Here is a 21428-nt window from a genome sequence, read left to right as displayed (position 1 = left end):
ATGGGGGGACTACTACACAAAACCTTAAGTGCGAGTAGCCGATACCGGGAACTGTACAACATGGACGACATGGACTTTCCAACGCCGGACGCGGAAATCGAATCGGTCAGCCCTGCCGAGTTGCGGGACCGAATCGACGCGGGAGAGGGGCTCACGCTCCTCGACACCCGTATGGAATCGGAGTACGACGAGTGGAAGATCGACGGAGGGAACGTCGACTCCATCAACATCCCGTATTTCGAGTTCTTAGACGACGAAATCGATGACAGCGTTCTTGCACGGCTTCCCGATGACCGCGAATTTACCGTTGTGTGTGCGAAAGGCGGCTCGAGCGAGTATGTCGCCGGGACGCTGACGGAGCGTGGCTACGATGTCGATCACCTCGAGAACGGGATGAACGGCTGGGCGCGCGTCTACGACCGCGTCGAAATCGAGCGCTACGACGGGAGCGGACGGCTGTATCAGTACCAGCGCCCTGCGACGGGCTGTCTCGGCTACTTCCTCGTCGACGGCGACGAGGCGGCCGTGATCGACCCGCTGCGCGCGTTCACCCATCGGTATCTCGAGGACGCCGACGAACTCGGTGCCGATCTGCAGTACGCGATCGACACGCACGTTCACGCGGACCACATCTCCGGGGTCCGCGCGCTCGACGCCGTCGGCGTCGAGGGCGTCATCCCCGAGGCATCGGTCGACCGCGGCGTCACCTACGCCGACGAGATGACGCTCGCGGCGGACGGCGACGAGTTTCAGGTCGGTTCGGCGACGATCGAGACCGTCTTCACGCCCGGCCACACCTCCGGCATGACCGCGTACCTGCTCGACGGCTCGCTGCTCGCGACCGGCGACGGGCTGTTCGTCGAGAGCGTCGCCCGGCCCGACTTAGAGGAGGGCGACGACGGCGCTCCCGAGGCGGCCGCGCAGCTCTACGAGTCGCTCCAGGAGCGCGTGCTGTCCCTCCCCGACGACACGCTGATCGGCGGCGCTCACGCCAGCGACGCAGCCGAGCCCGCCGAAGACGGGACCTACACCGCACCGCTCGAGCAACTCGAGGCAGAGATGGACGCCCTGACGATGGACGAAGACGCGTTCGTCGAACTGATCCTCTCGGATATGCCGCCTCGACCGGCCAACTACGAGGAGATCATCCCGACGAACCTCGGCCAGCAGACGGCCGACGACGAGGACGCGTTCGAACTCGAGCTCGGCCCGAACAACTGTGCGGCGAGCCAGGAGTCGCTCGCCGGTGACTAACGCCCGATGGTAGCAGATCCAGTCCCACTCCAGTTGACCGCCGAGTTGTTCCCCAACGGGATCAGTCGCTACGCCGTCGGCGGGCTGCTCGTCGGTCTCGGCACGGTCGTCATCTACGTCGGAACCGGCATCCCGGCCGGGGCGAGCACGTTCCTCGAGTCGACGCTGTCGTACGTCTCCGGGCGGTCGCGGTTCCAGCGGTACGTCGCGTCGCGTGACTGGCGGGTCGTGTTCACGCTCGGGATCGTCCTGGGCGGACTGGCGTTCGCTGCGACGGTCCAGTCGGGCGTGATTACGACCCCGCTCTACGACGCCGGGACGACCGGCGACCTGTACGAGGTCGGCGGCGTGACGCTCTGGGCGACGGCCGTCCAGCCGTGGCGGCTGTTCCTGGGCGGCATCCTGGTCGGGATCGGTACCCGAATCGGCAAAGGGTGTACGTCCGGCCACGGGGTCTGTGGCGTCGGCTCGGCGTCGAAAACCTCGATCGTCGGCGTACTGACGTTCCTGACAGTCGCGATCGCCACCGCACAGATCGTCGCGGCACTGGGGGTGAGTCCGTAATGGCGGATCGCCATCCCCTGTTCATGCCGCTGGTCCTCGTCGGCGGCCTGATCTTCGGGTTCGGCCTCGGGTTCAGCCAGATGGCGCGCCCGGAAGTCGTGCTGCACTTCCTGCAGTTCGAGGACCTCGGACTGCTGTTCGTCATGTTCGGCGCAGCGATCGTCTCCGGGATCGCCTTCGCCGTGATGCCCCGCCTCCGGGACAGCGCGCCGCTGACCGGCGACCGGTACGAACGCCGGCTGAAGCCGTTCGATCGGAACGTCCTGATCGGCGGCGCGATCTTCGGCATCGGCTGGGGCCTCTCGGGAATCTGTCCCGGGGCGGCCTACGCCAGCCTCGGCGTCGGCAACGTCACCATCCTGTGGGCCCTCGCCGGCATGTTCGTCGGGGCCTATCTACAGGGTGTCTGGCGGAGCACGCGCGCCACGACCGAACTCGCCGCATCGGATGCCGACTGACGCCTCTCGAGTCTCGAGAACCGACACACGGCCTTCACACACTGATGGAACTCACAACGATACTGCTGTTCGCCACTGCGGCCGTCGCGAGCCTGTTCATGGCCTGGGTGATCGGGGCCGGCTCGAGCGGTGCGACTCCCTTCGCGCCGGCCGTCGGCGCGAACGCGATTCCGACGATGCGCGCGGCGTTTCTCGTCGGCATCCTCGGCTTCACCGGGGCGGTAACGCAGGGCGCACGCGTTTCGGAAGCCGTCGGCACCGGTCTCGTCGAGGGGGTCACGCTCCCGGTCGGCGGCGTCATCGTCGTCCTGTTGATCGGTGCCGGATTGATGGCGATCGGCATCGCCACCGGGTATCCGATCGCGACCGCGTTTACCGTGACCGGCTCGGTCATCGGCGTCGGCGTCGCGCTCGGCGGCGATCCGGCCTGGGGCAAGTACGCCGAAATCGGCGGGGTGTGGGTACTCACGCCGTTCGTCGGCGGGGGTATCGCCTACGGGATCGCCAGCGTCCTCCCGCGGCCGGACGTGCCCGAGGCCGTCAGCGTGCCGCTCCTCGCCGGGATCGTCGGCACCGTTGTCGCGAACCTCGAGTTCGTCGTCCTCTCGTCGGCCGGTGGCACGCTCGCCGCCGCTGGGAGCGCTGCGGTCCCGGCGGACGGGATCGCTGTAACGGCCGCGATCTCGCTCGGTATCGGAGTCGTCGTCGCGGCCGCCGTCCGCTGGGATATCGGCCGCGATCAGGCCGGCGGCCTGCGCCGGTTCCTGCTCTCGCTCGGCGCGCTCGTGGCGTTCTCGGCGGGTGCGAGCCAGGTCGGACTGGCCGTCGGACCGCTGTTCCCGCTGCTCGCGGATATGCCGATGGTGTCGCCGATCGCGGTGTTGCTCGGTGGGGGCGTCGGGATTCTCGTCGGGTCCTGGACGAGTGCACCGCGGATGATCAAGTCGATCTCACAGGAGTACGCGTCGCTGGGTCCGCGCCGTTCGATCGCGACGCTCGTTCCCTCGTTTCTCATCGCCCAGACCGCGGTCCTGCTCGGGGTGCCGATCTCGTTCAACGAGGTCGTGGTGAGCGCCATCGTCGGCAGCGGACTCGCGGTCGCCGGTGGGGCCGGCGTCAGCCCTCGCAAACTGGGGCTCACCGTCGCCGCCTGGCTCGGCTCGCTCGTGCTCGCGTTCGGGCTGGGCTACGGCTCGATGTCTCTCGTCGGCCCGTAGCGACGGACGAGACACCGGTCCGGCCCGGGCGGATTCGAATCGCGGCCCCGTCAGTGCGAGGCCACCGTCGCTTTCGACGCACCGACCACAAATACTACCGCGTTGCCCTCTCTCAGACACAACTAGGGCGACTCGTTCGGATCGAAAAGCACCGGTTGACGAATCGCGGTTCACGCGTTCCCCATGACACACCATGATTGATCCGGTCTTCGCAAGCAGGTTACAGTTCGCACTTACCACCATCGTCCACATCATCTTTCCCGTGATGAGCATGGGGCTTGCACCCTTCCTCGTCTACTTCACGTGGAAAGACATCCGTACCGGAAAACCGGTCTACGAACAGTTGCGACGGTTCTGGACGCAAATCTTTGCGGTCAGCTTCGTCGTCGGCACCGTGACCGGAATCGTCCTCGAGTTCGAGTTCGGCACCAACTTCGCGGCGTTTTCGACGACTGCCGGCGAACTGTTCGGCGGCCCGCTCGCGCTCGAGGGGATGATGGCGTTCATGCTGGAGGCGACGTTTCTCGGGATTTTCGTGTTCGGTCGCAAGCGCGTCGGCAACGTGTTGTACATGCTTTCGGCGATCGCCGTCGGGCTCGGCACGTGGCTTTCGGCGCTCTGGATCCTGATCGCCAACTCGTGGATGCAGACCCCGCGGGGCTACGAACTGGCCACGGAAAACGGACAAACGATCGTGCAGTTGGTCGATCCGGTCGCCGCCTACGCCAATCCGCGGTTCCCCTGGATGTTCGTCCACATGCAAAACGCCGCCGTCGAGTCAGTCGCGCTGTTCATGGCCGGGCTCGGAGCCTACTTCGTTTTCAGACACTACGTGTGGGGGTATCCGGTCGAGAACATCGGGTTTTGGGAGACGACGCTCAAGTTCGGCCTCCTCGCGTTGCTCATCACCGCGCCGTTGCAGGTGCTCCACGGCGATCTGTATGCGCGACATGTCGTCGAAACGCAGCCACAGAAGTTCGCCGCGATGGAAGCGGTCTGGGAGACCGACTCCTACGTCCCCGAGTACATCGTCGCGTTCCCGACGAGCATCCAGGATCTCTTCGATCCACGGGCCAAGGACATCTTCGGCATCGGCATCCCCGGCGGGGCGTCGTGGCTCGCCAGCGGCGGCGATCCGCAGGCAACCATCCAGGGGCTCGAGGAGTTCGAGGGCCCGCAGCCGCCGGTCGCGATCGTCTTCTGGGCGTTCCGGCTCATGGTCGCGCTTGGCTTCTGGTTCATCCTGCTCGCCGTCTGGGGCGGCTACCGCTGGTGGCGGGGCGAACTCCTCTCGGACGACCTCCTCCAGAAGGCCCTGATGCTCTCGATGCCGCTGGGGATTGTCGCGGTCGAACTCGGCTGGGTCGTCACCGAAGTCGGTCGCCAGCCGTGGCTCATCCAGGGCGTCTTGCGAACGAGCGAGGGCGTCTCGACGGGACTGACGGGTGTCGAAGCGACGACGACGCTCGCCGGGTTCGCCGTCGTCTACCTCGGACTGCTCGCGCTCTATGCGTACGTCGTCGTCCGGATCATTCGGACCGGACCGCCGACCGTGGACGGTCCCGAACTGGACGGTGCGGGGACGCCCGCGTCGGAGGTGCAGGCCGATGACTGATCCGGCCTCGCTCGCGACCGATCCCCTGTTCGGGCTCCCGCTCGCGGACCTCTGGTTCGGGCTGCTGTTCTTCATCTTCGCGACGTTCCTGTTCCTCGATGGCTTCGACTTCGGGGTCGGCGCACTGTTCGCGACGCGCGAGGACGCCGACGAACGCGAGCAGTTACTGTCCGCCATCGGACCGTTCTGGGACGGCAACGAGGTGTGGCTCGTCGTCTTCGGCGGCGCGATGTTCGCGGCGTTCCCGGCCGTCTACGCCAACCTGTTCAGTCGCCACTACCTGCTGCTGTTCGCGATCCTGGGTGCGCTCATTCTTCGTGGGCTCGCCCCCGAGATGTACGAACAGCGCCACGACGAGGCGTGGCAACGGTGGTGGGGGCGGGCGTTCGTCATCGGCAGCCTCACCGCGCCGTTCTTTCTCGGAATGTTCACGGCGAACTGGCTGCTCGGCACGACGACGATCGTCACGCTCCCTGGACTCGTCGTTGGCCTGGCCGTCGTGGCGCTGACCGTCGTCGACGGCGTGGCGTTCCTCCGACTGAAGACGCGCGGCGACCTGCGCGAGACCCTCCGGACTGACGGGTACCGTGCGCTCGTGGCGTATCTCGTCCTGATCGTGGTGACGCTTGGATACGTCTACGGAGCGGTTCCCGCCATGCGAGCGGCCCTGTTTTCCGCGCCGGTCGGCGTGCTCGTCCTCGCCACGCTCGTGTTTGCGGGAGTGTACGCGGCGGCGACGCGGGCCGACCGCTACTACGTGGCGTTCGGTGCCGCCGCGGGCCTCGTCTTCGCGCTGGTCGGCATCGTCGCCGGTCTGATGTATCCGGCCATCGACCGCGCCGGCGGGTTGACGGTCGAGACGGCCATCGTCTCGACGCTGCCGCTCAACCTCCTGTCGATCGGAGCGGCGATCCTGCTGCCGCTCATATTCGGCTACTTTGTGATCCTCTACTCCGCGTTCAGCGGCCCGATCGAGGCGGGTGAGTCGTACTGATGGGCTCCGAGGACGATCGACCGCCGAGCGGGTCGGGGACCGAACCGTCGCCGCCACGGCTGGGGTCCCGAATCCTGGTGACGTGGCTGGAACTCACGATCGTCGGCATCACCGGCGGCCTCCTCGGTGCGACGGTCGGCGGCCCGCCCGGGTTCGTGCTCTACCTGACGACGACCCTGCTCACCGTCGGCATCGTCTTTCACAACGTCAACGAACTCGTCAAAGCATGGCTCCGAGCCTCGCAGAACGGGAACGCGATCGAGTGAGTGCCGATCGACGGGGCTCGCTGGCGGTGGAGCCACGTCAACCGCTTCTGCTCACCTCGCAGGCGTTCACGCCGTTGCTCGACCTCCTCGTCGGTGAAATCGCCACGAGCGGCGGTTCGCAACTCCTCGAGGTCGTTCTCGAGCCTCGTCCACGAGCTCCGAAGGTGAGTCCGGTCGGTCGATGTAATCCCGGCACGCCGAATCGGAAGCGCGTCAACGCCTCGTCGCGGACGACGGTGTCGACGATCGGCGATCGATCCGTCCGAGCGCTGTGACAGTAGTGCGATCGCGTGGATCTTCTGATGCCCGGTGCGCATCGCGAATTGCATAACAGGAGACGGATCGGACGAAGCCGGCTCGCAACACGTCGACTGCGTCCGTTCGCCGCCGGTGTCAGGCCATTCGGTTCGGCGGGACGAGCATGACGTTCCCGTCCGCCCGTGCGACGATGTCTTCGGAGACGCTCCCGAGCAACAGGCGGCGGAGCCTGCTGCGACCGCGCGAACCGACGAGAATCGTCGTCGGCTCGTACTCGACCTCCGCGGCGAGTATCTCGGCGGCGGGATCACCCTGCCGGACGACGGTTCGCGTCTCGATCCCCCAGTCCTCGAGTTGGGCGGCCAGCGATTCGAGTCGCGCGTTCGGGTCCTCGTCTTCGGGGAGCCCTGGGTCCGTCGGCGTCTCGACGTGGACGAGCGTCGCCTCCTGCGTGGCGTGGCGCAGGTACGAGAACGCCTCGAACGTCCGGTCGGCGTTCTCGGAGAAATCCGTCGCGTACAGCAGACGCTGGAACAGGTGTTCCCGGACGACGGCCGGCGCATCGGCCTCGCGTTCGATCCGATTGACGAGCAGCGGCACGACCGTCGTCCGCGCGAGGTTACGCGCTGTCGAGCCGATGACACGGTTCTCGAGCGGGCTCTGTCCGCGCGAGCCGACGACCGTGAGGCTGGCACCGATCGTGTCGGCGATCCCGTTGATCCGCCGATGGGGCGTGCCGCGGACGACGTGTGCCTCGGTATCGAAGCCGGCGTTGTCGATGACGCGCCGGTAGCGAGCCAGCGCCTGCTCGCGGCGTTCCTCGAAATCGATGCCGGGCATGCCCGCGTGGACGTTCGACGGGATCACGGTCACGAGGTGGATCTCCTCGACGCCGATTCGACCGAGAGACGCGAGACACGTCTCGTTCTCGATCGTCGCCTCGCTGGCGGCGGAGAGATCGGTCGCACAGATCGCTTTCATACCGCTCGTAGGACGCGACAGCATAATGTTGTTTGGGCTAGTCAATACTAACTCCGGTCCGTCGGGTGCGGGTGAGCCGATCAATGCGGCCGATGATCGATCGGATCGGTGTAGTTCTCCCGTTGTCTCGTGGCAATACTGTCAGCTATTCGTTCCATTCGCGCCCCAGACGCAGAGCCGGACGCCGTGGACCGATCCATATCGGTATAACGTATTCGAATATTCTCGTTGGATAGCCGTGAGATTGACGGCAGTAATATTGCACGCTATTCCCAAAAGCGTTATAGCTGTCCTCCAGGTAGATGATACTGAGCAGAAATCCATGATTCGAACACAACTGCACGGCGGAGGGCGATCCCGATGATCGACCTCGCAGCGTCTTCACCGGCGGTACAGGCAGGCGCACTCGTCGGCACCATCCTCCTCGAGGCGGTCGCCCTCTACGTGGGGTACGGTGCCGTAGAGCAGGTCGCACAACCACTCGTCGAACGCATCACTCACACATAGATGGAACCCTTCGGAATCGCGCCGGCGATGCTCGCGTTGTTCGTGAGCTTCGGCTTCATGGTCGGGGTATTGTTCGGCTTCTTCGGCATGGGCGGGTCGTTCCTCGTCACGCCCGCGTTACTCGTGATGGGGTACCCCACCCGCGTCGCCGTCGGGAGCGGCATGGCCTTCGTCTTCGGGACGGCCGTTATCGCGACGCTGAAACACCGCGACCTCGGGCAGGTCGACTACAAACTCGGCGGCCTGATGGTCGTCGGAACGACCGCAGGTATCGAAGTCGGGAGTCACCTCGTGTACTCCCTCGAAGCACTCGGACTGGCAGGCGGCGTCATCGGCGTCACGTACGTCTTCCTGCTGGGCGGTATCGGGGTGTTCGTCAGCTACAACGCGCTGCGGTCCGACGGATCCGACGACAGCGGCGGTGGCGGCCACCACGAGGTCGCAAACCAGGACATCGACCCGGACGACATCCCGGACATCGCAAAGCAGATCCAGTCCTACCGGGTCCCGCCGATGATGACCCTCTCCGGGGGCATTCAGGTGTCGCTGTGGATGATCCTCGGCGTCGCGTTCGCCACGGGGCTCCTCTCGGGTTTCCTCGGCGTCGGCGGCGGCTTCATCCGCATGCCTGCTCTGTTCTACCTGATCGGCGTCCCGGTGCCGATCGCGGTCGGGACGGACCTGTTCGAGATCGTCATCTCGGGGGGCTTCGGCGCGTACACCTACGGACTCAACGGTGGCGTCGATCTCTCGATCGTCGTCCCGCTGCTGGCCGGGAGCGCACTCGGTGCCCGTATCGGCTCGGCAGCGACCAGCGTCGTCAACGAGGACGACATCAAGATCTACTTCGGGCTGATGCTCCTGGGTGGCTCGGTCGCCGTCGCCTTCCAGCAGTCGGCCGGCTACCTCGGCATGCCCGTCCTCGACACGATCGGGTTCATCCTGATCATGCTCTCGGCGTTCATGGTCAGCGGGGCCGTGATCTACAGCACGATCACGACGATGCGAGCGCGGTCGAACGCGTCCGCGACGACTGCGGACTGACATCGACGACGCCGCTTGCCCCGTTCCGGCCTCGGCTCATCGACATTGTACAATATTCACACAACCCTTATACCGCCGCGGTCCCTACCTCGAGACAGTACCATGGCTAACTCGATGGCAGAACAACTACAACAGGACATGGAATGTGAGGGGCTCCTGGAGTGTATCCACGGACTCAAGCAACTCGACAAGGAGTGTTTCCGTGCGCTGGTCGACAGCGAGGAGGCACTGACGATCGACGAAGTCGCCGAGCGGGTCGACCGCGAACGCTCGACCGCGTACCGATCGATTCAGCGACTGCTCCAGAGCGGGTTCATCCAGAAAGAGCAGATCAACTACGATCAGGGCGGCTACTACCACGTCTACTACCCGACCGACCCGACCCAGATCGCGAACGATATGCAGCGGATGCTCAACGACTGGTACGCGAAGATGGGGCAACTCATCCAGGAGTTCGAGGACAAGTACGAACACGCCGAAGCCGACACCGAACTCCCCGCTCAGAGCTAAGGGACCATCTCTCGGCTCCCCCTCGCTTGCCACCACGACCTCCGGACTTCGGTTCGACTATCGCCTCTCTCGTACCGGGTCCGTATTCGTCGTCGAGACCGTTCACATCGACTGGACGTGGACCTGACCGTCGAACGTAGCGCTATCGCCGTGACGTGGGTCTATTGAGCAATACTAATTTCCGCTCGGCGGATTTCAATCGGCGTCTCGACGAGGACGAGACAGCGGCTCGCTTCGCCTCGATCTCGAGGAGCGGTTGGACAAACAGCTTTGATCGCGAGTCCATACGGTTCGTCCTAGAGTAGCAATTGAAACGAGTGACACACTGATCGCAACGCTATCGTGCGATCAGGTGTGCAATGACGTTTAGTTGCTACTATAGCCGGCGATCACGTGCAATATGTCTCGCTGGAATTTTGTGAGATAGTCCGTTATCGAGAACCGCGGTGAGTTCTTCTATTGTCCGACTGATTCGATCGAGTCGGTCGCAAACTACCTCTGGATCGTCCATCTCCCACGCAGCCAGGTAGAACGCTGACCCATTGGTGGCAAGCCCACAGTACCGGCCGACAACGTACGCGATGGCTTCGGCCTTGACCTCGCGTCTCGATCGTTCAGTGTCGTGGACGTTGAAGTTGAGTATTGCATGCGCGTGCTCGTGGATGAATGTCCGCGTGAGATCGGCATCGTTCACCCAATTGCGAACATACTGTAAATACCATATTATATCGTACGGATGTCTATATTCAATAGGCGCATATTTCATTCACAATTATGGGGGTGGAAAAATAGAAAGATAAATATAGTTGCTATTAGAAATAGCTAAATGCTATATGAGGAAGACCGATAAGATATATACCAAAGAAGAAATCGAAATGAGGATAAAAGAAAGGAAGCTCAAAGAATGGAAGAAAGCCTGCTATGAAGGATTTCGTGATTCACTTGTTAATGGAGATTCGTATCCATGTCACTTTGGTAGTAAGGCTCAACGTCAGGGAAACGCTCGATATTTATTCGTCGAATCGAAGTCGAATGATAATGATCTGATGAAACTTCGAGATGGACTCCATGAGTATATTAATATGTATGAAGAAATCGCAAAACGAACTACATTGGCAATATTTTTTAAGCCACAACAGAAAAAACTAAACGAGTCTGAATTTAGGAATTGTTTTTGGGATCTGCTTGAATTCTTGAACAAACACGACCCTGAACCATGGCCAGATGAAATTCCAGTTGACCCAGACGATCCAAAATGGGAGTTCTGCTTCGGAGGTGAACCAATGTTCCTCGTAGCGCGTGCACCATGTTATGAACGACGGCTCAGTCGATACGCACCACATGGACTCGAAATTACTGTCCAGCCGCGCGGGACTCTCAACGATATCACAGGAGATACAGAGAAAGGAAAAAAGGCGAGAGAGATTATTCGAGCAGGACTTCAGGAATACGACGAGATACCGCCTCATCCAGATATTGGCGATTACGGTAACTCTAACACACGTGAATGGAAACAATATTTCCTTCCAGATACGAACGATGAATCCATCCATGAATTCCCCTTTGAAATAGATCCAAAATGATTGCCACCGAAGCGTTTCAGTACATTCTTCTTGGTTTCGCTCTGTCAATACCGATTGGTCCAATCAATATCAAAATAGTGAACCAAGGTCTAAAAGATGGATTTTGGAATTCATGGCTTGTCGGTGTTGGCGGAATGACAGCTGATCTTGTATTGATGTTTTTAATATACTTTGGATTGTCTGAAAAACTCACAACAACATTAGCACAAGCAGTTATGTGGGTATTTGGCGCTGTAGTTCTCAGTTATCTGGGCTACGAGTCGATCATGGATTCCCAAAACACAACCAATTTCGAAACTGGGTTAAAATCCGATGGCGGTCGTCAAGAACCTCTGTCCCGTTCGTTCTTATCTGGCTTTTTAATTGCTATCTCAAACCCATTGAATATCGTATTCTGGATTGGAATCTATGGATCAGTATTAGCTACGACAGTTAATCAGGTAGGAATAGAGGTAGCACTATTGTATAGTGCGTCTATTTTCGTTGGCATTACTTTCTGGGATCTTGGGCTCGCAACAGCAATCCACTATGGACGACGATTTGTAACAGCGAAACTACTTCGGTATTTTTCCATCGGTGCAGGTCTTCTACTGATCGGCTTTGGTATGATGTTCGCTTACTACGCGATTGATGCGATCTTCCTATAACATTCATTTCTCTAACTGACTGTCCTTTGGCCGTGTCATGCTTGAGGGGTTGTTGTGATGAAAATAGTCGGCACCGACGAGCGACTTAAGTTGCTCGAAAGGGATCCCGTCGTCGTAGGCGGCCGCGATTTCCTGCATGAGCGCGTCGTCGTGCGTCGCCTCATAGCGCAGTCACGAGGACATTCGTCCGGTCCTCCTCGAGGACATCCGCGAGTGCATCGGTCCGGTCGATGAGTCGGTGGGGTGCCCGAAACTGAACGCGCTTTTTGTCGCTTCTCATCATGTGTACATTGTGAGCCAGTCCACTCAGCGGTTGTCGTGTGTCCAATGTGAGCCACGCCTGCCTCACGTCGACGACCGGTCGGCCGCTCATCGGTTGGACACGGGATGCTTCTCGAGGTCGCGCGTCCAGACGTCGCCGAACCGCCGGGATTACACCGCGCACACAACTGGCGCGAGCCCGCGAGATAGAAGTGGAGTGCATCGGGCTCCGAGCCACCCGCTGACCGTACAGTGCCAGTCTCGGGTTCGGTCACCGTTTGACCGTCTTCAGTCGACCGTCCCACGACCGTTTCATCGCGCACACCGAGATCGACATCGATCAATGGCAACTCCTGGCGAACGGCAGGGGACTCCTCGAGAGCAGTGTCGATCGCACGCTCCGCGGTGGTGTCCGCACTCTCGAGGCGCTCGACCCCGAGGCCGAAATGGGAGAAGACAAACCGACACGTCACCGGACGACTGCCGAATCGATCCGGGACCGCGTTCACGGCTGGACCACCACTCGCTCCGGTGACAGCTGACGTCTTCGGTGACCCGGCTCGAGCAGTCGGTGAGCCTCGACCGTCGCCGACCGATCGCGGGACGGATGGACGACTACGCGGACGCGTACACGACCACAATCAGTGTGGGGGTTCGTTCGTCGGGGAGAGTTAACCGCCCTCTCAGGGTGGGGGTGGAGATCCGGGGACAGCGTCAGCCGTCGACGTCAGCTGTCTCCGGACTGTCCCCTTCGGTTGCGCTCGGGCGGTCGCCGGGGACATCCGCATCCGCCATCAGCACGACGCGGCGCTCGGTGTACTCGAGGCCGTTCTTGCGCTGGCGTCTCCGTTCGACCGCCAGTCGGTGCTTCGAGAGGTCGAGCAACGCGTCGATCGTCCGCGAGACGAGTTTCTTCGCGTAGTCGTCGCTGATCCCCGTCTCCTGACGGCGGATCCAGTGTTTCATATCGCTTGCCGTAACGTACTCCCGGACGGTCTTGCACCCGTTCTTCCACGGGTCGTCTCCGACACTCGGATCGGTGCGCGCCTTCCAGAGCGTCGCAGCGAGCCGCGAGGGGAGCGAGGACGTGGTTGCACGGAGGCCGTCATCGTCCATTTTCGCGAGTTGCTGAATCGGCAGGAGGTCGCCGTGTGCTAACGCGACATCGCCGCCGCGCTCGAGGGGGTCGTCGCTATCGGGCAGTCGGAAGTACTGCTCGCCGTCGTCCTTGCGAACTCGCTCGAGGCGACCGCCGGCGACGTCGAGCTCGCTCTCGTCGACGTTCGCCGCGAGCAGATGGGCACCCTTCTCGAGTTCGCGGGCCTGGAGTTCGCCGACGCGGTCCTTGTTCGCGTTCAGTTTCTTTTCGTGGGCGTCGAGTCGCGCTTCGAGCGGCGCGTGCGCGCCCTCGAGTTCCTCGAGCCGGGCTTCGAGACGCTCGTTTGCCGCCCGCTCCCGTTCGAGTGCGGACGCGAGGCGGTCGAGGCGATCGGTCTTCCGCGCGAGGCTGGCTTCGAGCGTATCGATCCGCTCGCGGAGCGCCTCGAGTTCGGATGCCAGCGTCTGGACGGTCGATGCGGTCGGGTCGGAGTGGTCGGCGTTCGTGCTCATGTCGTCGTGAGTCGTGGGAGGGGGTGGTTGGCAAGCCGATACAGCCGGCGCGTGGTGGTCATACGGAGTCGGAGGACGGACGGGGAGCGGCGGACGAGCAACTGGTACGCGGCTCCACGGCATCGACTCGAGGTCGCCCGGCCCCCGGCTCGAGCGGCGACCCGCAGGCGGCGGGCGTTACGCGCCGTCCTGGTGGGACCGCGGCGGCCCGCCGTCGGCGACGAGCGCCGCTCGCTCGTCGGTCGAGCGCGGGGGGCGGTACGCACACCGCTGGTTGGGGTAGTACCGCTGTGCGAGGACCTTCGCGGCGTTGTAATCGGCGTAGACCGTTTCGACGTGACAGTCCGGGTTGGTACAGCGGAACGTCTGGTGGAGCCGTCGGTCGCCGATGGTCCCGCAGCCGTGACACTCCTGGGAGGAGTAGGCGACGGGCACCGTCGCGACTTCGATGCCGTACTCGGCGGCGACCGTCCGCAGGCGCAGATGGGCCGTCGGGAGCAGCCACGCCGTGCCGCGGTGGGCATCGGGGTCGGTCAGCCACGCCCACAGGTCCGGCCCGTAGTGGCTGTCCTCGGTGACGAGCACGGGGTGGTCGTACGCGCTCGCGTAGTCACAGAGTTCCCGCGCCGCGTCGTCGAGCGTTTCGAGCAGGGCCGCCCGACGGTGGCGGACGTGTGCGACGATCGTCTCGCGGTCGGCGTCGGCAAGCAGCGCGGCGACGCGGTCGCGAAGCGCGTCGAGGCGAGCGCAGAGGTCGTCGCCGGGGATCGCGTAGGCACCCTTCCAGTCCGGCATGGGCGACGGACACGCGGTGTAGAGGTTGTGCTCCCCGAGGTCGACGCCGATCGCGGTGCGGTCGGCGGGACCGGTGGCGGCTGGGCTGTTCTCGCGGCCAGTCGACTGGCCGGTGATACCGTCGTCTGTGGAGCAATATTCATTGCCCCTCGAGCGTTCGTTTCGCATGGTCGGACCCTCGTGCAGAGGCTGACCCGACCCCGGCGTGTCTCCAGCACGCTGGACCTTCGCAGTCCAGAAGGGGCGGATCAACAGCTAATTATCACCGACTGCTAATATAACTTACTGACGACTCGTCAGTAGATGATTGTCTAATACAATTACTTATGGACTAGTAGCCAGAAAAAACCCACAACCAGTATGCGTATGTCCATTGCTTCCAATCTCTCGAGTGAAATGCGCCAGGAAGCCGAGTGGATGGTTCCATCGGACGACAAAATTCTCGAACTTATCCGCGAGTACGGGAACCTGACTCCAACAGCAATCGAAGATCTCGGCGGCCCCAGTGCCGGCCACGCTCGAAACCGGTGTCCTGTGCTTGCCGAGTACGGCCTGCTTGACCGAATCTCGCGTGGCCTCTATGGAATTACCGACGATGGTGAAGCATATCTCGCTGAAAAACTCGATGCGAGCGAACTCGAGCCAACTGAAGACACAAATTAAAGGTGTCTTTAGTCTCCTCCTCAGGACGCGGTTACTCTGTTGGTGAATACAAGCTTCCGATCTCATGCTGTCGAATATCGATTTTGAGTTACAGAATTTGGGAGGGATAGCATACAGTAATTATGTAAGCCTCTACGATTGATTTCGGTTATACACACGGTCAATCCCCGTTCGTGTGCATATCCGGAAGACGGATTTTTGTCGGCGTGCAGTATATAGTGGAGAAGCAGTGGGTTTGTCTTCTGAAGGTACTACCAAGACGAAAGTAGGTTATATCTGAGGGGATCCAATAGAATCAATACCCTACTGGCCCACATATAAGTCTTCAATCATATTCATCCATCGACATCGAGTGCAGTAAGGATAATACGCTATCTCGAGAACAACTATATTAGGAAGAGACGTTCTAACTTCTCCTGTATCTCTTCCATTTTTCTTGGAGGAACTTGACCAAGACGCCAAGAAGCAGAGTCATCTCCGTCTGCTCTTATCCGGCCCTCAAAAGATACAGTAGTAATCAGATTTAAAATAGCTACCGAGTCATTATCTAGTCCATCAACTGTCCCAGGTAATTTCACTTCGCGTGATCTACTCTGCTGATCGCGTGACGAAATTGGGGCCACCACTACTGCTCTATCGTTATCACAGGTATATTGAATCACAACTGCAGGATGTGGATCCTCAAACTCACCGGGGTCAGATTGATGACTTGGTCTAAAATTGACGTGGATGAGGTCTCCATAATTAGGGAAACTCACTCCTTGATCACCTCTGATCCCATAGTAGAGACTTGTTCAATCAGTTCTCCGCTGAGAGTCTGTCCGTCATTTCCCGGATTTCCCTCTGAATCTAGTTCCTCAATGTCCTCTAAGTCGGGTTCTAGATCCACAGAATGTCTTCTTTCCTTGAGAGATCTCAATTCTTTTTTCCACAGACCGTCTCGGTATTTCTCGGCGTTTGTTTCCACATCTGGACGCAACTCGCCTACGTTATCGCCACGCATGGTCCGGAGAGATAACTCCTGAGCTACAAAATCCCAAATCGTGTTGTAGAATTTACGAATAGCATTATTGATGAATGCCTGTTGGGGTGTTGACAACTCCTCTTTTGCATCTGCTTCTGAAATAATACTAGTCAATAATTTTCGGTACTCTTCTAGAGGTTCTCGAGTATGTTCTAAAGATTCGTGCTTGGATAGTTCCTCACTAACCGGTACAAACTTTCTATTCAGTTCGTAGTAATATTCTGTCGAATTATCATGCCATTCCTTGTTGTTTCCGATTATATCAAGCGTTTGTTGGAGTCGGGCACTTTCTATATACAGATCAGTAAACCTAGCAGCATACTCGTCATTTGGTGCATATTTTTTGTAGAAGTCCTCCAAATAAGTCTTAGTCCCTTCTGTAGTCACAATTTCATTAAATTCGCCATTCAAATTCTCAAGGAAATAATATGCAAATGCTTCCGTGGTAAGGAAATCTCTGCTGGGAAGTCTCGTTTCCTCCAGATGATCAATTTCATCTCCCTGCCGAGGACCAAGTTCTATTCCAGCGTCCGTAGTAACGTCTTCTGGGGCAGGTCCATATTTGAACCATCCAAATGTTAGCCCTAAATCCCGATCTTCATTCACGATGTACTGAAGTTTATTCAGACGAATCCTGTCAAGCCGAATCTCATCCTCTGTGAACCGTCCCTCTTGCTTGCCAAGATAAAGGGCATACTGAATTCCCTCTTTTATGTCCATAAGGAGGGATTCCTCATCCCCAGGAGTGAGCATGTGCATATGTCTTAGTACCGGAGTACTTTATCTCTTTCATCGTACTTCATCTGTCTAATTGAAGCGCTCGAATGTCTTTGCCTCTAATTTTGCCCGTTTCTCTTGTTGCAGTTGCTTCTTCGTCTGGAGCTTATTCCCTATGATTTTATTATTTATAGAACCACAAATAACTTTCTACTCTGCTGCCGCGGAGCAATGCGGTGTATTGTGATGTGTACCTTTAGCCACACCCCACAACCAATCCAGAACCCACCTCATCACACAGTTCGACAGCTCCGTTTTCTACCCGCAACCGCCGAGCCGTGAACGACAACTGCCGTACGCCGCCGAATCCCGGATACTATTACTCCTATCTGTGACGCATCGGTTTGTCGAGTCAATCGACACGGTCGCCGCGAGCGCGTCTCACTCGTCGGTCTGCGAGACCCGAGGCGACTCGAGACGGGAGGAGTTTCGCCGCTGTGCGCAGGGCCATCCGTCGGCCGTGGCAACGGCATCGAAACGGCGGCGTTGCGTCGTCTCCATTCACCTTCGAAATCGGATGAGTGCCCCCGAATCGACAGTCGACATCGAACAGTTCGTCACCAACCTCCTCGCGTTCCGGTCCCGCGAAGTGACGATGGTCGGCGCGACGCTGGCCGTTCTGGGCACCGCGATCGCCCTCTTTCCCGGCCTCGAGCACATCGACCAGGGGGTTCAGTCCGACCTGTTGGTCGGCCTGCTCGCCGCGCTGGGCCTGATCGCGATCGTTGCCGTCGTCCTCCTAGCGATTCCACCGCGTATGCTCAACAGGTTCTAGATCGCAAAAACCGGAACGGGGTGGCCGCGTCCTTACTCGAGCGTCGCGATCACCAGGAACGTCTCCGGACGAACGGCCTCGTGGTCGATCGCGAAGCCGGCATCGCGGAGCGCCGCCGTCGCTTCGGCGGCGCTGTAGCGCTCGTCGACCGGCGGGCCGTGGTCGTCGGAGCCGGTCGCCGCCCAGTCGACGATGACGAGTCGGCCAGCGGGCGCGAGGACCCGTCGAATCTCCGCGAGCGCGGCGTCGCTCGCGAACTCGTGGTAGGTCATCGTCGAAAACGCGGCGTCGACCTCGCCGTCGTCGAACGGCAAATCGTTCACGTCGCTGGTTACGAGTTCGACGTTTTCCGGGACGCCCTTCTCCCGGTAGTACTCCTGCATCTCCGCCTGAATGTCGACCGCGTAGACCGTGCCGGCATGCGGAGCGATGTCGTCGGTGAAGAAGCCGGTCCCGCTGCCGAGATCGGCGACGGTGTCGTCAGCCGAGAGCGAGAGCGCCCACAGCAGTTCCTCGGCCGAGACGAAGCGATACCGTCGTCCGGCCCGTTCGAGCTTGTCCGCTCGCTCGGCGTCGAACGTGTGGTAGCCCATGGCTACAGCTCCTCGAACGCGGCGTCGACGAGGTCGCCCGTTTCGGCGACGATATCCGCCATCTCCTCGTCGTCCGGTGCCACCCCGACGAGCCGCGCGATCCGCATGATCGAGACGTGGTAGACGCGCTGGCGGCCGGGTGCTTCCTCCCAGACGACCACGTTACACGGGAACAGCGCGCCGAGTTTCCCGTCGCTGGCCTCGAGCGCTCGGTCGGCCACGGCCGGGTTACACGCGCCGAGCACGTAGTAGGGGTCGCGGTCCGCATCCACCTTTTCGTTCAGCAGTTCCGACGGGGAGAACTCGACGGGGACGCCGAAGCCGGCGTCGGTGAACACCTCGCGGACGTGTTCGATCGCCTCCTCGTGGGCCATCTCGAGGGTCGTCTGTTTCGCACCGATGTCGTCCGGGTCGAGCTGAGTGGGATCGATAGGCAACGTCATTCGTGCACAGTATTGTGCCCACAACGAAAAGAGCTTCCGGATTTCGACGCCGGCACCGCGTGCCGGCGTGTCGTTCCGAGGCGGAGTCGACGACCCGAACCCTCGAGGTCTCACAGACCCGACATCGCTCGGTCCGACGGCATCACGACCGGTGTGGGGCAGGCAGTCGCTACGGTCGCAACGGCAGGCTGGTCCTCCCGTTCGAGCGCATGACCTCCCTGTTGCGGTCGGGCCACTCCAGCAATCGCTCCCGAAGCAACTCGCCGTCGGCTGTTTTCGGATCGTACCCGCCGATTGTGGCAGTGAGCGACAAGACGATCCAGCCGCCGTATCCGAGAACGACGGTCACGCCGGTCAGGACGACGATCGAGACGATCACCCGTACGAGACGCGTGCCGAATCCCATGTCCGAATCAGTTGCCGCTCCCATTGGTATCTCACTACTACCCACTACCGTTGGCTTCAAAAGTAGGGCGATCGTTCTCGCCGTGAATGTCACGGCACCGGTCGGTGCCGAGTTACTGTTCCGATTCCGGTCGGACTGTGTCCGTTCGTCCCGCCACGGATTGGGAGAGACAGGTATCGAACGCGTTCCGAACTGGTGACCGCGAGTGACCGATACCGACATCGGTCGCTACTCGTCGGAAACGCGACGAGATACGCACGCCTCCCCGACCTGTGGGCGGCCGCAGTCGGCGGGTCGGCCCCATCCAGATAACTCCCAGGAACTCGGAATTCGGAAAACGCTTAACTCCTGGTTGTGTGTATTTGTGGGCATGAAACACAATATGGGCTCGACAGACCGGATCGTCCGCGCGGTCGTCGGCGCAGTGCTGGCCGCCGTCGGCATCGTGATACGCGGCGGCGCACTCGAGTTCGGGACCACGCTCGGTGGCGTCGCGCTGGTGATCGGCATCGTTTTCCTCGGGACTGCACTCGTCCGAACCTGCCTCTTGTACCGGATCCTGGGCATCGATACGTCCGAATCTGCGTAGCGGTTTTGGGTGTGACATTCCGTTGCCCGGTAGCATCGCTGTATTTTCCTCGGCTGACCCGCCCTGGGTCTGGTATTCTGGACTCTAAAATCAAAATCAAATCCATTCGACAAACTCCCGTTTCAACGAAGCAGCCGGAACCGTCGTGTCTCCCCGAAAATACGCGCTCGAGGAGACGATTGAACGAGCGTGCGACAGTGCTCTGGCAGCCGCCGCTAGTTATTTATTTGTTGTTGCGCAAAATCAGACAGTGTCTGAAATGCCGAAACGAGAAATAGCGGTCTGCATCGACGCCTATCCAAGCGCAGAGACGGACGTCTTCCGCATCGGCGTCGCAGACGACATCCTCCGCCTTCTGGTGGACGCCCACGAGACCGAGTTTACGATCCCCGAACTCGTCGATGCGACGGACGTCACTCGATCGACGGTGTGGCGGGCGGTCGACCTCCTCGAGAGTATCGGAGCCGTTCGGATCCGAGAGACCCCACAACGAAACTACGTCTCGATTAACCCGGACCGACTACGAAAAGACGATCCGATACTCGCCATCGAGCAGTCCGAGTTCCGTGAGCCGATTCGATCCTTCGTCACCCACGTCCGAGAGGAAGAGAAAGAAGCGGACGACATCGACGACGTGCTCGGCGTCGTCGTATTCGGAAGCGTCGCTCGAGGCGACGCCGACCGGCGGAGTGACATCGATCTGTTCGTCGTCGTCGACGGTGACCGGACGAGTGCCCGACGCGCCGTCACGGACATTGTCGCCGACCTCAGCGAGAAGCGATTCGACGGCGATCGGTTCGAGTTCGAGCCGTACGTCGAATCCGCGGAGAGTGCACGGCGGGCGGGCCCGAAGCTTTGTGAAATCTTCACGGAGGGCGTGACGGTGTACGGCGGTGATCGACTCCAATCCATCCGGAAGGCCGTGATCACCGATGAGTAGTACGCGAATCGAACATCTCATCGACAACGCACAGGCGGCGTTCGACCGGCGCCCGGCGGACATCGAACCCGGACTCGAGGTGGAAGACGCAGCGCTCCTTCAGTTACGGAAGGCCTGTCGGTTGCTCGCCGGTGCCAAAGCCCTACACGACGCCGGGTACTACACGCTCGTCATCGAAGCCTCGTTTGTCGCGATCGAGCGGACAGTCGAGTTCCGACTCCTCGAGCGTGGAACGATGGAACCGAACGATCTACCTGGAACGCATCCGGGCGTATACCGAGAGGCAGCTGCAGTCGGCATCGTTGCCGAATCTATAGCTGAGGATCTCGCCGACCTCTGGCGCGATCATCGAGCGAAAACGTACTATCAGGACGGTCTCGCCTCGGCGGAACGGGCCCAGACCATGTACGAGCTTGCCAGCGAAATCCACGCCTTCATCATCGGTCGCTCTTCGCAGAGCCACGAGTGTTTGTGTGCCGACCTCAATCCGTAGCACGCGCACTCGAGCGACCCTATTCGGACGAGAGCCTGCGGACGTTTTGCACTGAGGTGTTTCATAGTCGCTCGGGGACATCACGAACCGCTCCGAGGGAATCGACTGCTTCGTCGACAGCCAGTTCGAAATAGGAACGCGGATACGCTTTCGACGATGG

27 protein-coding genes and 2 pseudogenes are annotated in these 21428 nt (G+C 60.6%); 19 read left to right on the top strand and 10 right to left on the bottom strand.

What is annotated here, in order from left to right; translation table 11 throughout:
• Positions 1 to 60 precede the first annotated feature (60 nt).
• From C486_RS05715 to C486_RS21900, 8 genes are all read left to right on the top strand, one after another.
• Complete coding sequence (locus C486_RS05715) at positions 61 to 1254, top strand: MBL fold metallo-hydrolase (RefSeq protein WP_008454045.1); 1194 nt, start codon at positions 61 to 63, stop codon at positions 1252 to 1254.
• Positions 1255 to 1260: 6 nt separating this feature from the next.
• Positions 1261 to 1818 (top strand): YeeE/YedE family protein, encoded by a 558-nt coding sequence (locus tag C486_RS05710; RefSeq protein WP_008454044.1) that lies wholly within the window; start codon positions 1261 to 1263, stop codon positions 1816 to 1818.
• Positions 1818 to 2276: a YeeE/YedE family protein gene (locus C486_RS05705; protein ID WP_008454042.1), complete on the top strand. Its 459-nt coding sequence runs from the start codon at positions 1818 to 1820 to the stop codon at positions 2274 to 2276. Before C486_RS05710 ends, C486_RS05705 begins: the two co-directional genes overlap by 1 nt.
• Before the next feature lie 44 nt (positions 2277 to 2320).
• Positions 2321 to 3493 (top strand): inorganic phosphate transporter, encoded by a 1173-nt coding sequence (locus C486_RS05700; RefSeq protein ID WP_008454040.1) that lies wholly within the window; start codon positions 2321 to 2323, stop codon positions 3491 to 3493.
• 193 nt (positions 3494 to 3686) lie between these two features.
• The gene (locus C486_RS05695; protein ID WP_008454038.1) at positions 3687 to 5108 is read left to right on the top strand and encodes a cytochrome ubiquinol oxidase subunit I; all 1422 of its coding nucleotides are present in this window, start codon (positions 3687 to 3689) and stop codon (positions 5106 to 5108) included.
• Positions 5101 to 6102: a cytochrome d ubiquinol oxidase subunit II gene (gene cydB, locus C486_RS05690; protein ID WP_008454036.1), complete on the top strand. Its 1002-nt coding sequence runs from the start codon at positions 5101 to 5103 to the stop codon at positions 6100 to 6102. Before C486_RS05695 ends, cydB begins: the two co-directional genes overlap by 8 nt.
• Positions 6102 to 6368 (top strand): hypothetical protein, encoded by a 267-nt coding sequence (locus C486_RS05685; protein ID WP_008454034.1) that lies wholly within the window; start codon positions 6102 to 6104, stop codon positions 6366 to 6368. Before cydB ends, C486_RS05685 begins: the two co-directional genes overlap by 1 nt.
• The gene (locus tag C486_RS21900; protein WP_049910195.1) at positions 6329 to 6643 is read left to right on the top strand and encodes a hypothetical protein; all 315 of its coding nucleotides are present in this window, start codon (positions 6329 to 6331) and stop codon (positions 6641 to 6643) included. Before C486_RS05685 ends, C486_RS21900 begins: the two co-directional genes overlap by 40 nt.
• Positions 6644 to 6761: 118 nt before the next feature.
• Here the strand turns inward: C486_RS21900 and C486_RS05675 are convergent, their stop codons facing one another.
• Complete coding sequence (locus tag C486_RS05675; RefSeq protein WP_008454029.1) at positions 6762 to 7607, bottom strand: universal stress protein; 846 nt, start codon at positions 7605 to 7607, stop codon at positions 6762 to 6764.
• Between the two features lie 360 nt (positions 7608 to 7967).
• Between C486_RS05675 and C486_RS21590 the strand changes: the two genes are divergently transcribed.
• The 3 genes from C486_RS21590 to C486_RS05665 all read left to right on the top strand — a co-directional run bounded on the left by C486_RS21590 (position 7968) and on the right by C486_RS05665 (position 9668).
• Positions 7968 to 8114, top strand: a complete 147-nt coding sequence (locus tag C486_RS21590; RefSeq protein ID WP_008454028.1) for a DUF7512 family protein — start codon at positions 7968 to 7970, stop codon at positions 8112 to 8114.
• Positions 8115 to 9158 (top strand): sulfite exporter TauE/SafE family protein, encoded by a 1044-nt coding sequence (locus C486_RS05670; protein WP_008454026.1) that lies wholly within the window; start codon positions 8115 to 8117, stop codon positions 9156 to 9158.
• 102 nt (positions 9159 to 9260) lie between these two features.
• A complete protein-coding gene (locus C486_RS05665; protein WP_008454024.1) occupies positions 9261 to 9668 on the top strand; it encodes a helix-turn-helix domain-containing protein in 408 nt (135 codons plus the stop codon).
• A 376-nt stretch (positions 9669 to 10044) separates the two neighbouring features.
• Here the strand turns inward: C486_RS05665 and C486_RS22185 are convergent.
• Positions 10045 to 10374 (bottom strand): annotated as a pseudogene (locus C486_RS22185) (hypothetical protein); the annotation flags it as partial.
• Between the two features lie 127 nt (positions 10375 to 10501).
• Between C486_RS22185 and C486_RS20050 the strand changes: the two are divergent.
• Positions 10502 to 11251 (top strand): YqcI/YcgG family protein, encoded by a 750-nt coding sequence (locus C486_RS20050; RefSeq protein WP_008454023.1) that lies wholly within the window; start codon positions 10502 to 10504, stop codon positions 11249 to 11251.
• Positions 11248 to 11898, top strand: coding sequence for a LysE family transporter (locus tag C486_RS20045; RefSeq protein WP_008454021.1), 651 nt, complete (start codon positions 11248 to 11250; stop codon positions 11896 to 11898). The genes C486_RS20050 and C486_RS20045 overlap by 4 nt, the downstream gene beginning before the upstream one ends.
• Before the next feature lie 66 nt (positions 11899 to 11964).
• Here C486_RS20045 and C486_RS21895 read toward each other — a convergent pair.
• A pseudogene (locus C486_RS21895) lies at positions 11965 to 12178 on the bottom strand (hypothetical protein); the annotation flags it as partial.
• Between the two features lie 259 nt (positions 12179 to 12437).
• Here C486_RS21895 and C486_RS05655 point away from each other — a divergent pair.
• Positions 12438 to 12701: a hypothetical protein gene (locus C486_RS05655; RefSeq protein WP_008454015.1), complete on the top strand. Its 264-nt coding sequence runs from the start codon at positions 12438 to 12440 to the stop codon at positions 12699 to 12701.
• Between the two features lie 172 nt (positions 12702 to 12873).
• Here C486_RS05655 and C486_RS05650 read toward each other — a convergent pair whose 3' ends face one another.
• Both C486_RS05650 and C486_RS05645 read right to left on the bottom strand, forming a co-directional pair.
• Entirely contained in the window at positions 12874 to 13770 is an 897-nt protein-coding gene (locus C486_RS05650) for a hypothetical protein (protein WP_008454014.1), read from the bottom strand.
• Between the two features lie 177 nt (positions 13771 to 13947).
• Positions 13948 to 14733, bottom strand: coding sequence for a zinc ribbon domain-containing protein (locus tag C486_RS05645; RefSeq protein ID WP_008454012.1), 786 nt, complete (start codon positions 14731 to 14733; stop codon positions 13948 to 13950).
• A gap of 228 nt (positions 14734 to 14961) precedes the next feature.
• Here C486_RS05645 and C486_RS05640 point away from each other — a divergent pair, with 228 nt between their 5' ends.
• The gene (locus C486_RS05640; protein ID WP_008454011.1) at positions 14962 to 15228 is read left to right on the top strand and encodes a PhiH1 repressor-like protein; all 267 of its coding nucleotides are present in this window, start codon (positions 14962 to 14964) and stop codon (positions 15226 to 15228) included.
• A 386-nt stretch (positions 15229 to 15614) separates the two neighbouring features.
• Here the strand turns inward: C486_RS05640 and C486_RS22765 are convergent, their stop codons facing one another.
• Positions 15615 to 15986 carry a type II toxin-antitoxin system PemK/MazF family toxin gene (locus C486_RS22765; protein WP_008454008.1) on the bottom strand — a complete coding sequence of 124 codons (372 nt, stop codon included), beginning with the start codon at positions 15984 to 15986 and terminating at the stop codon, positions 15615 to 15617.
• Entirely contained in the window at positions 15983 to 17011 is a 1029-nt protein-coding gene (locus C486_RS05635) for a hypothetical protein (protein WP_206536968.1), read from the bottom strand. The genes C486_RS22765 and C486_RS05635 overlap by 4 nt, the downstream gene beginning before the upstream one ends.
• Before the next feature lie 535 nt (positions 17012 to 17546).
• Here C486_RS05635 and C486_RS05630 point away from each other — a divergent pair.
• Positions 17547 to 17804: a hypothetical protein gene (locus C486_RS05630; RefSeq protein ID WP_008454004.1), complete on the top strand. Its 258-nt coding sequence runs from the start codon at positions 17547 to 17549 to the stop codon at positions 17802 to 17804.
• A 32-nt stretch (positions 17805 to 17836) separates the two neighbouring features.
• Here C486_RS05630 and C486_RS05625 read toward each other — a convergent pair whose 3' ends face one another.
• The 3 genes from C486_RS05625 to C486_RS05615 form a co-directional block, all read right to left on the bottom strand.
• Complete coding sequence (locus tag C486_RS05625) at positions 17837 to 18397, bottom strand: class I SAM-dependent methyltransferase (protein WP_008454002.1); 561 nt, start codon at positions 18395 to 18397, stop codon at positions 17837 to 17839.
• A gap of 2 nt (positions 18398 to 18399) precedes the next feature.
• Complete coding sequence (locus tag C486_RS05620; RefSeq protein ID WP_008454001.1) at positions 18400 to 18840, bottom strand: DUF302 domain-containing protein; 441 nt, start codon at positions 18838 to 18840, stop codon at positions 18400 to 18402.
• Between the two features lie 169 nt (positions 18841 to 19009).
• Complete coding sequence (locus C486_RS05615) at positions 19010 to 19270, bottom strand: hypothetical protein (RefSeq protein WP_049910191.1); 261 nt, start codon at positions 19268 to 19270, stop codon at positions 19010 to 19012.
• Between the two features lie 346 nt (positions 19271 to 19616).
• Here C486_RS05615 and C486_RS05610 point away from each other — a divergent pair, with 346 nt between their 5' ends.
• The 3 genes from C486_RS05610 to C486_RS05600 all read left to right on the top strand — a co-directional run bounded on the left by C486_RS05610 (position 19617) and on the right by C486_RS05600 (position 21268).
• Positions 19617 to 19835 (top strand): YgaP family membrane protein, encoded by a 219-nt coding sequence (locus C486_RS05610; protein ID WP_049888216.1) that lies wholly within the window; start codon positions 19617 to 19619, stop codon positions 19833 to 19835.
• A gap of 259 nt (positions 19836 to 20094) precedes the next feature.
• Positions 20095 to 20775, top strand: coding sequence for a nucleotidyltransferase domain-containing protein (locus C486_RS05605; RefSeq protein WP_008453995.1), 681 nt, complete (start codon positions 20095 to 20097; stop codon positions 20773 to 20775).
• Entirely contained in the window at positions 20768 to 21268 is a 501-nt protein-coding gene (locus C486_RS05600) for a hypothetical protein (RefSeq protein WP_008453994.1), read from the top strand. The genes C486_RS05605 and C486_RS05600 overlap by 8 nt, the downstream gene beginning before the upstream one ends.
• The last annotated feature ends 160 nt before the right edge of the window (positions 21269 to 21428 follow it).

Source organism: Natrinema gari JCM 14663, from assembly GCF_000337175.1.
Taxonomy (GTDB): Archaea; Halobacteriota; Halobacteria; order Halobacteriales; family Natrialbaceae; genus Natrinema; species Natrinema gari.
This window is presented reverse-complemented; position numbering and strand designations above follow the sequence as displayed.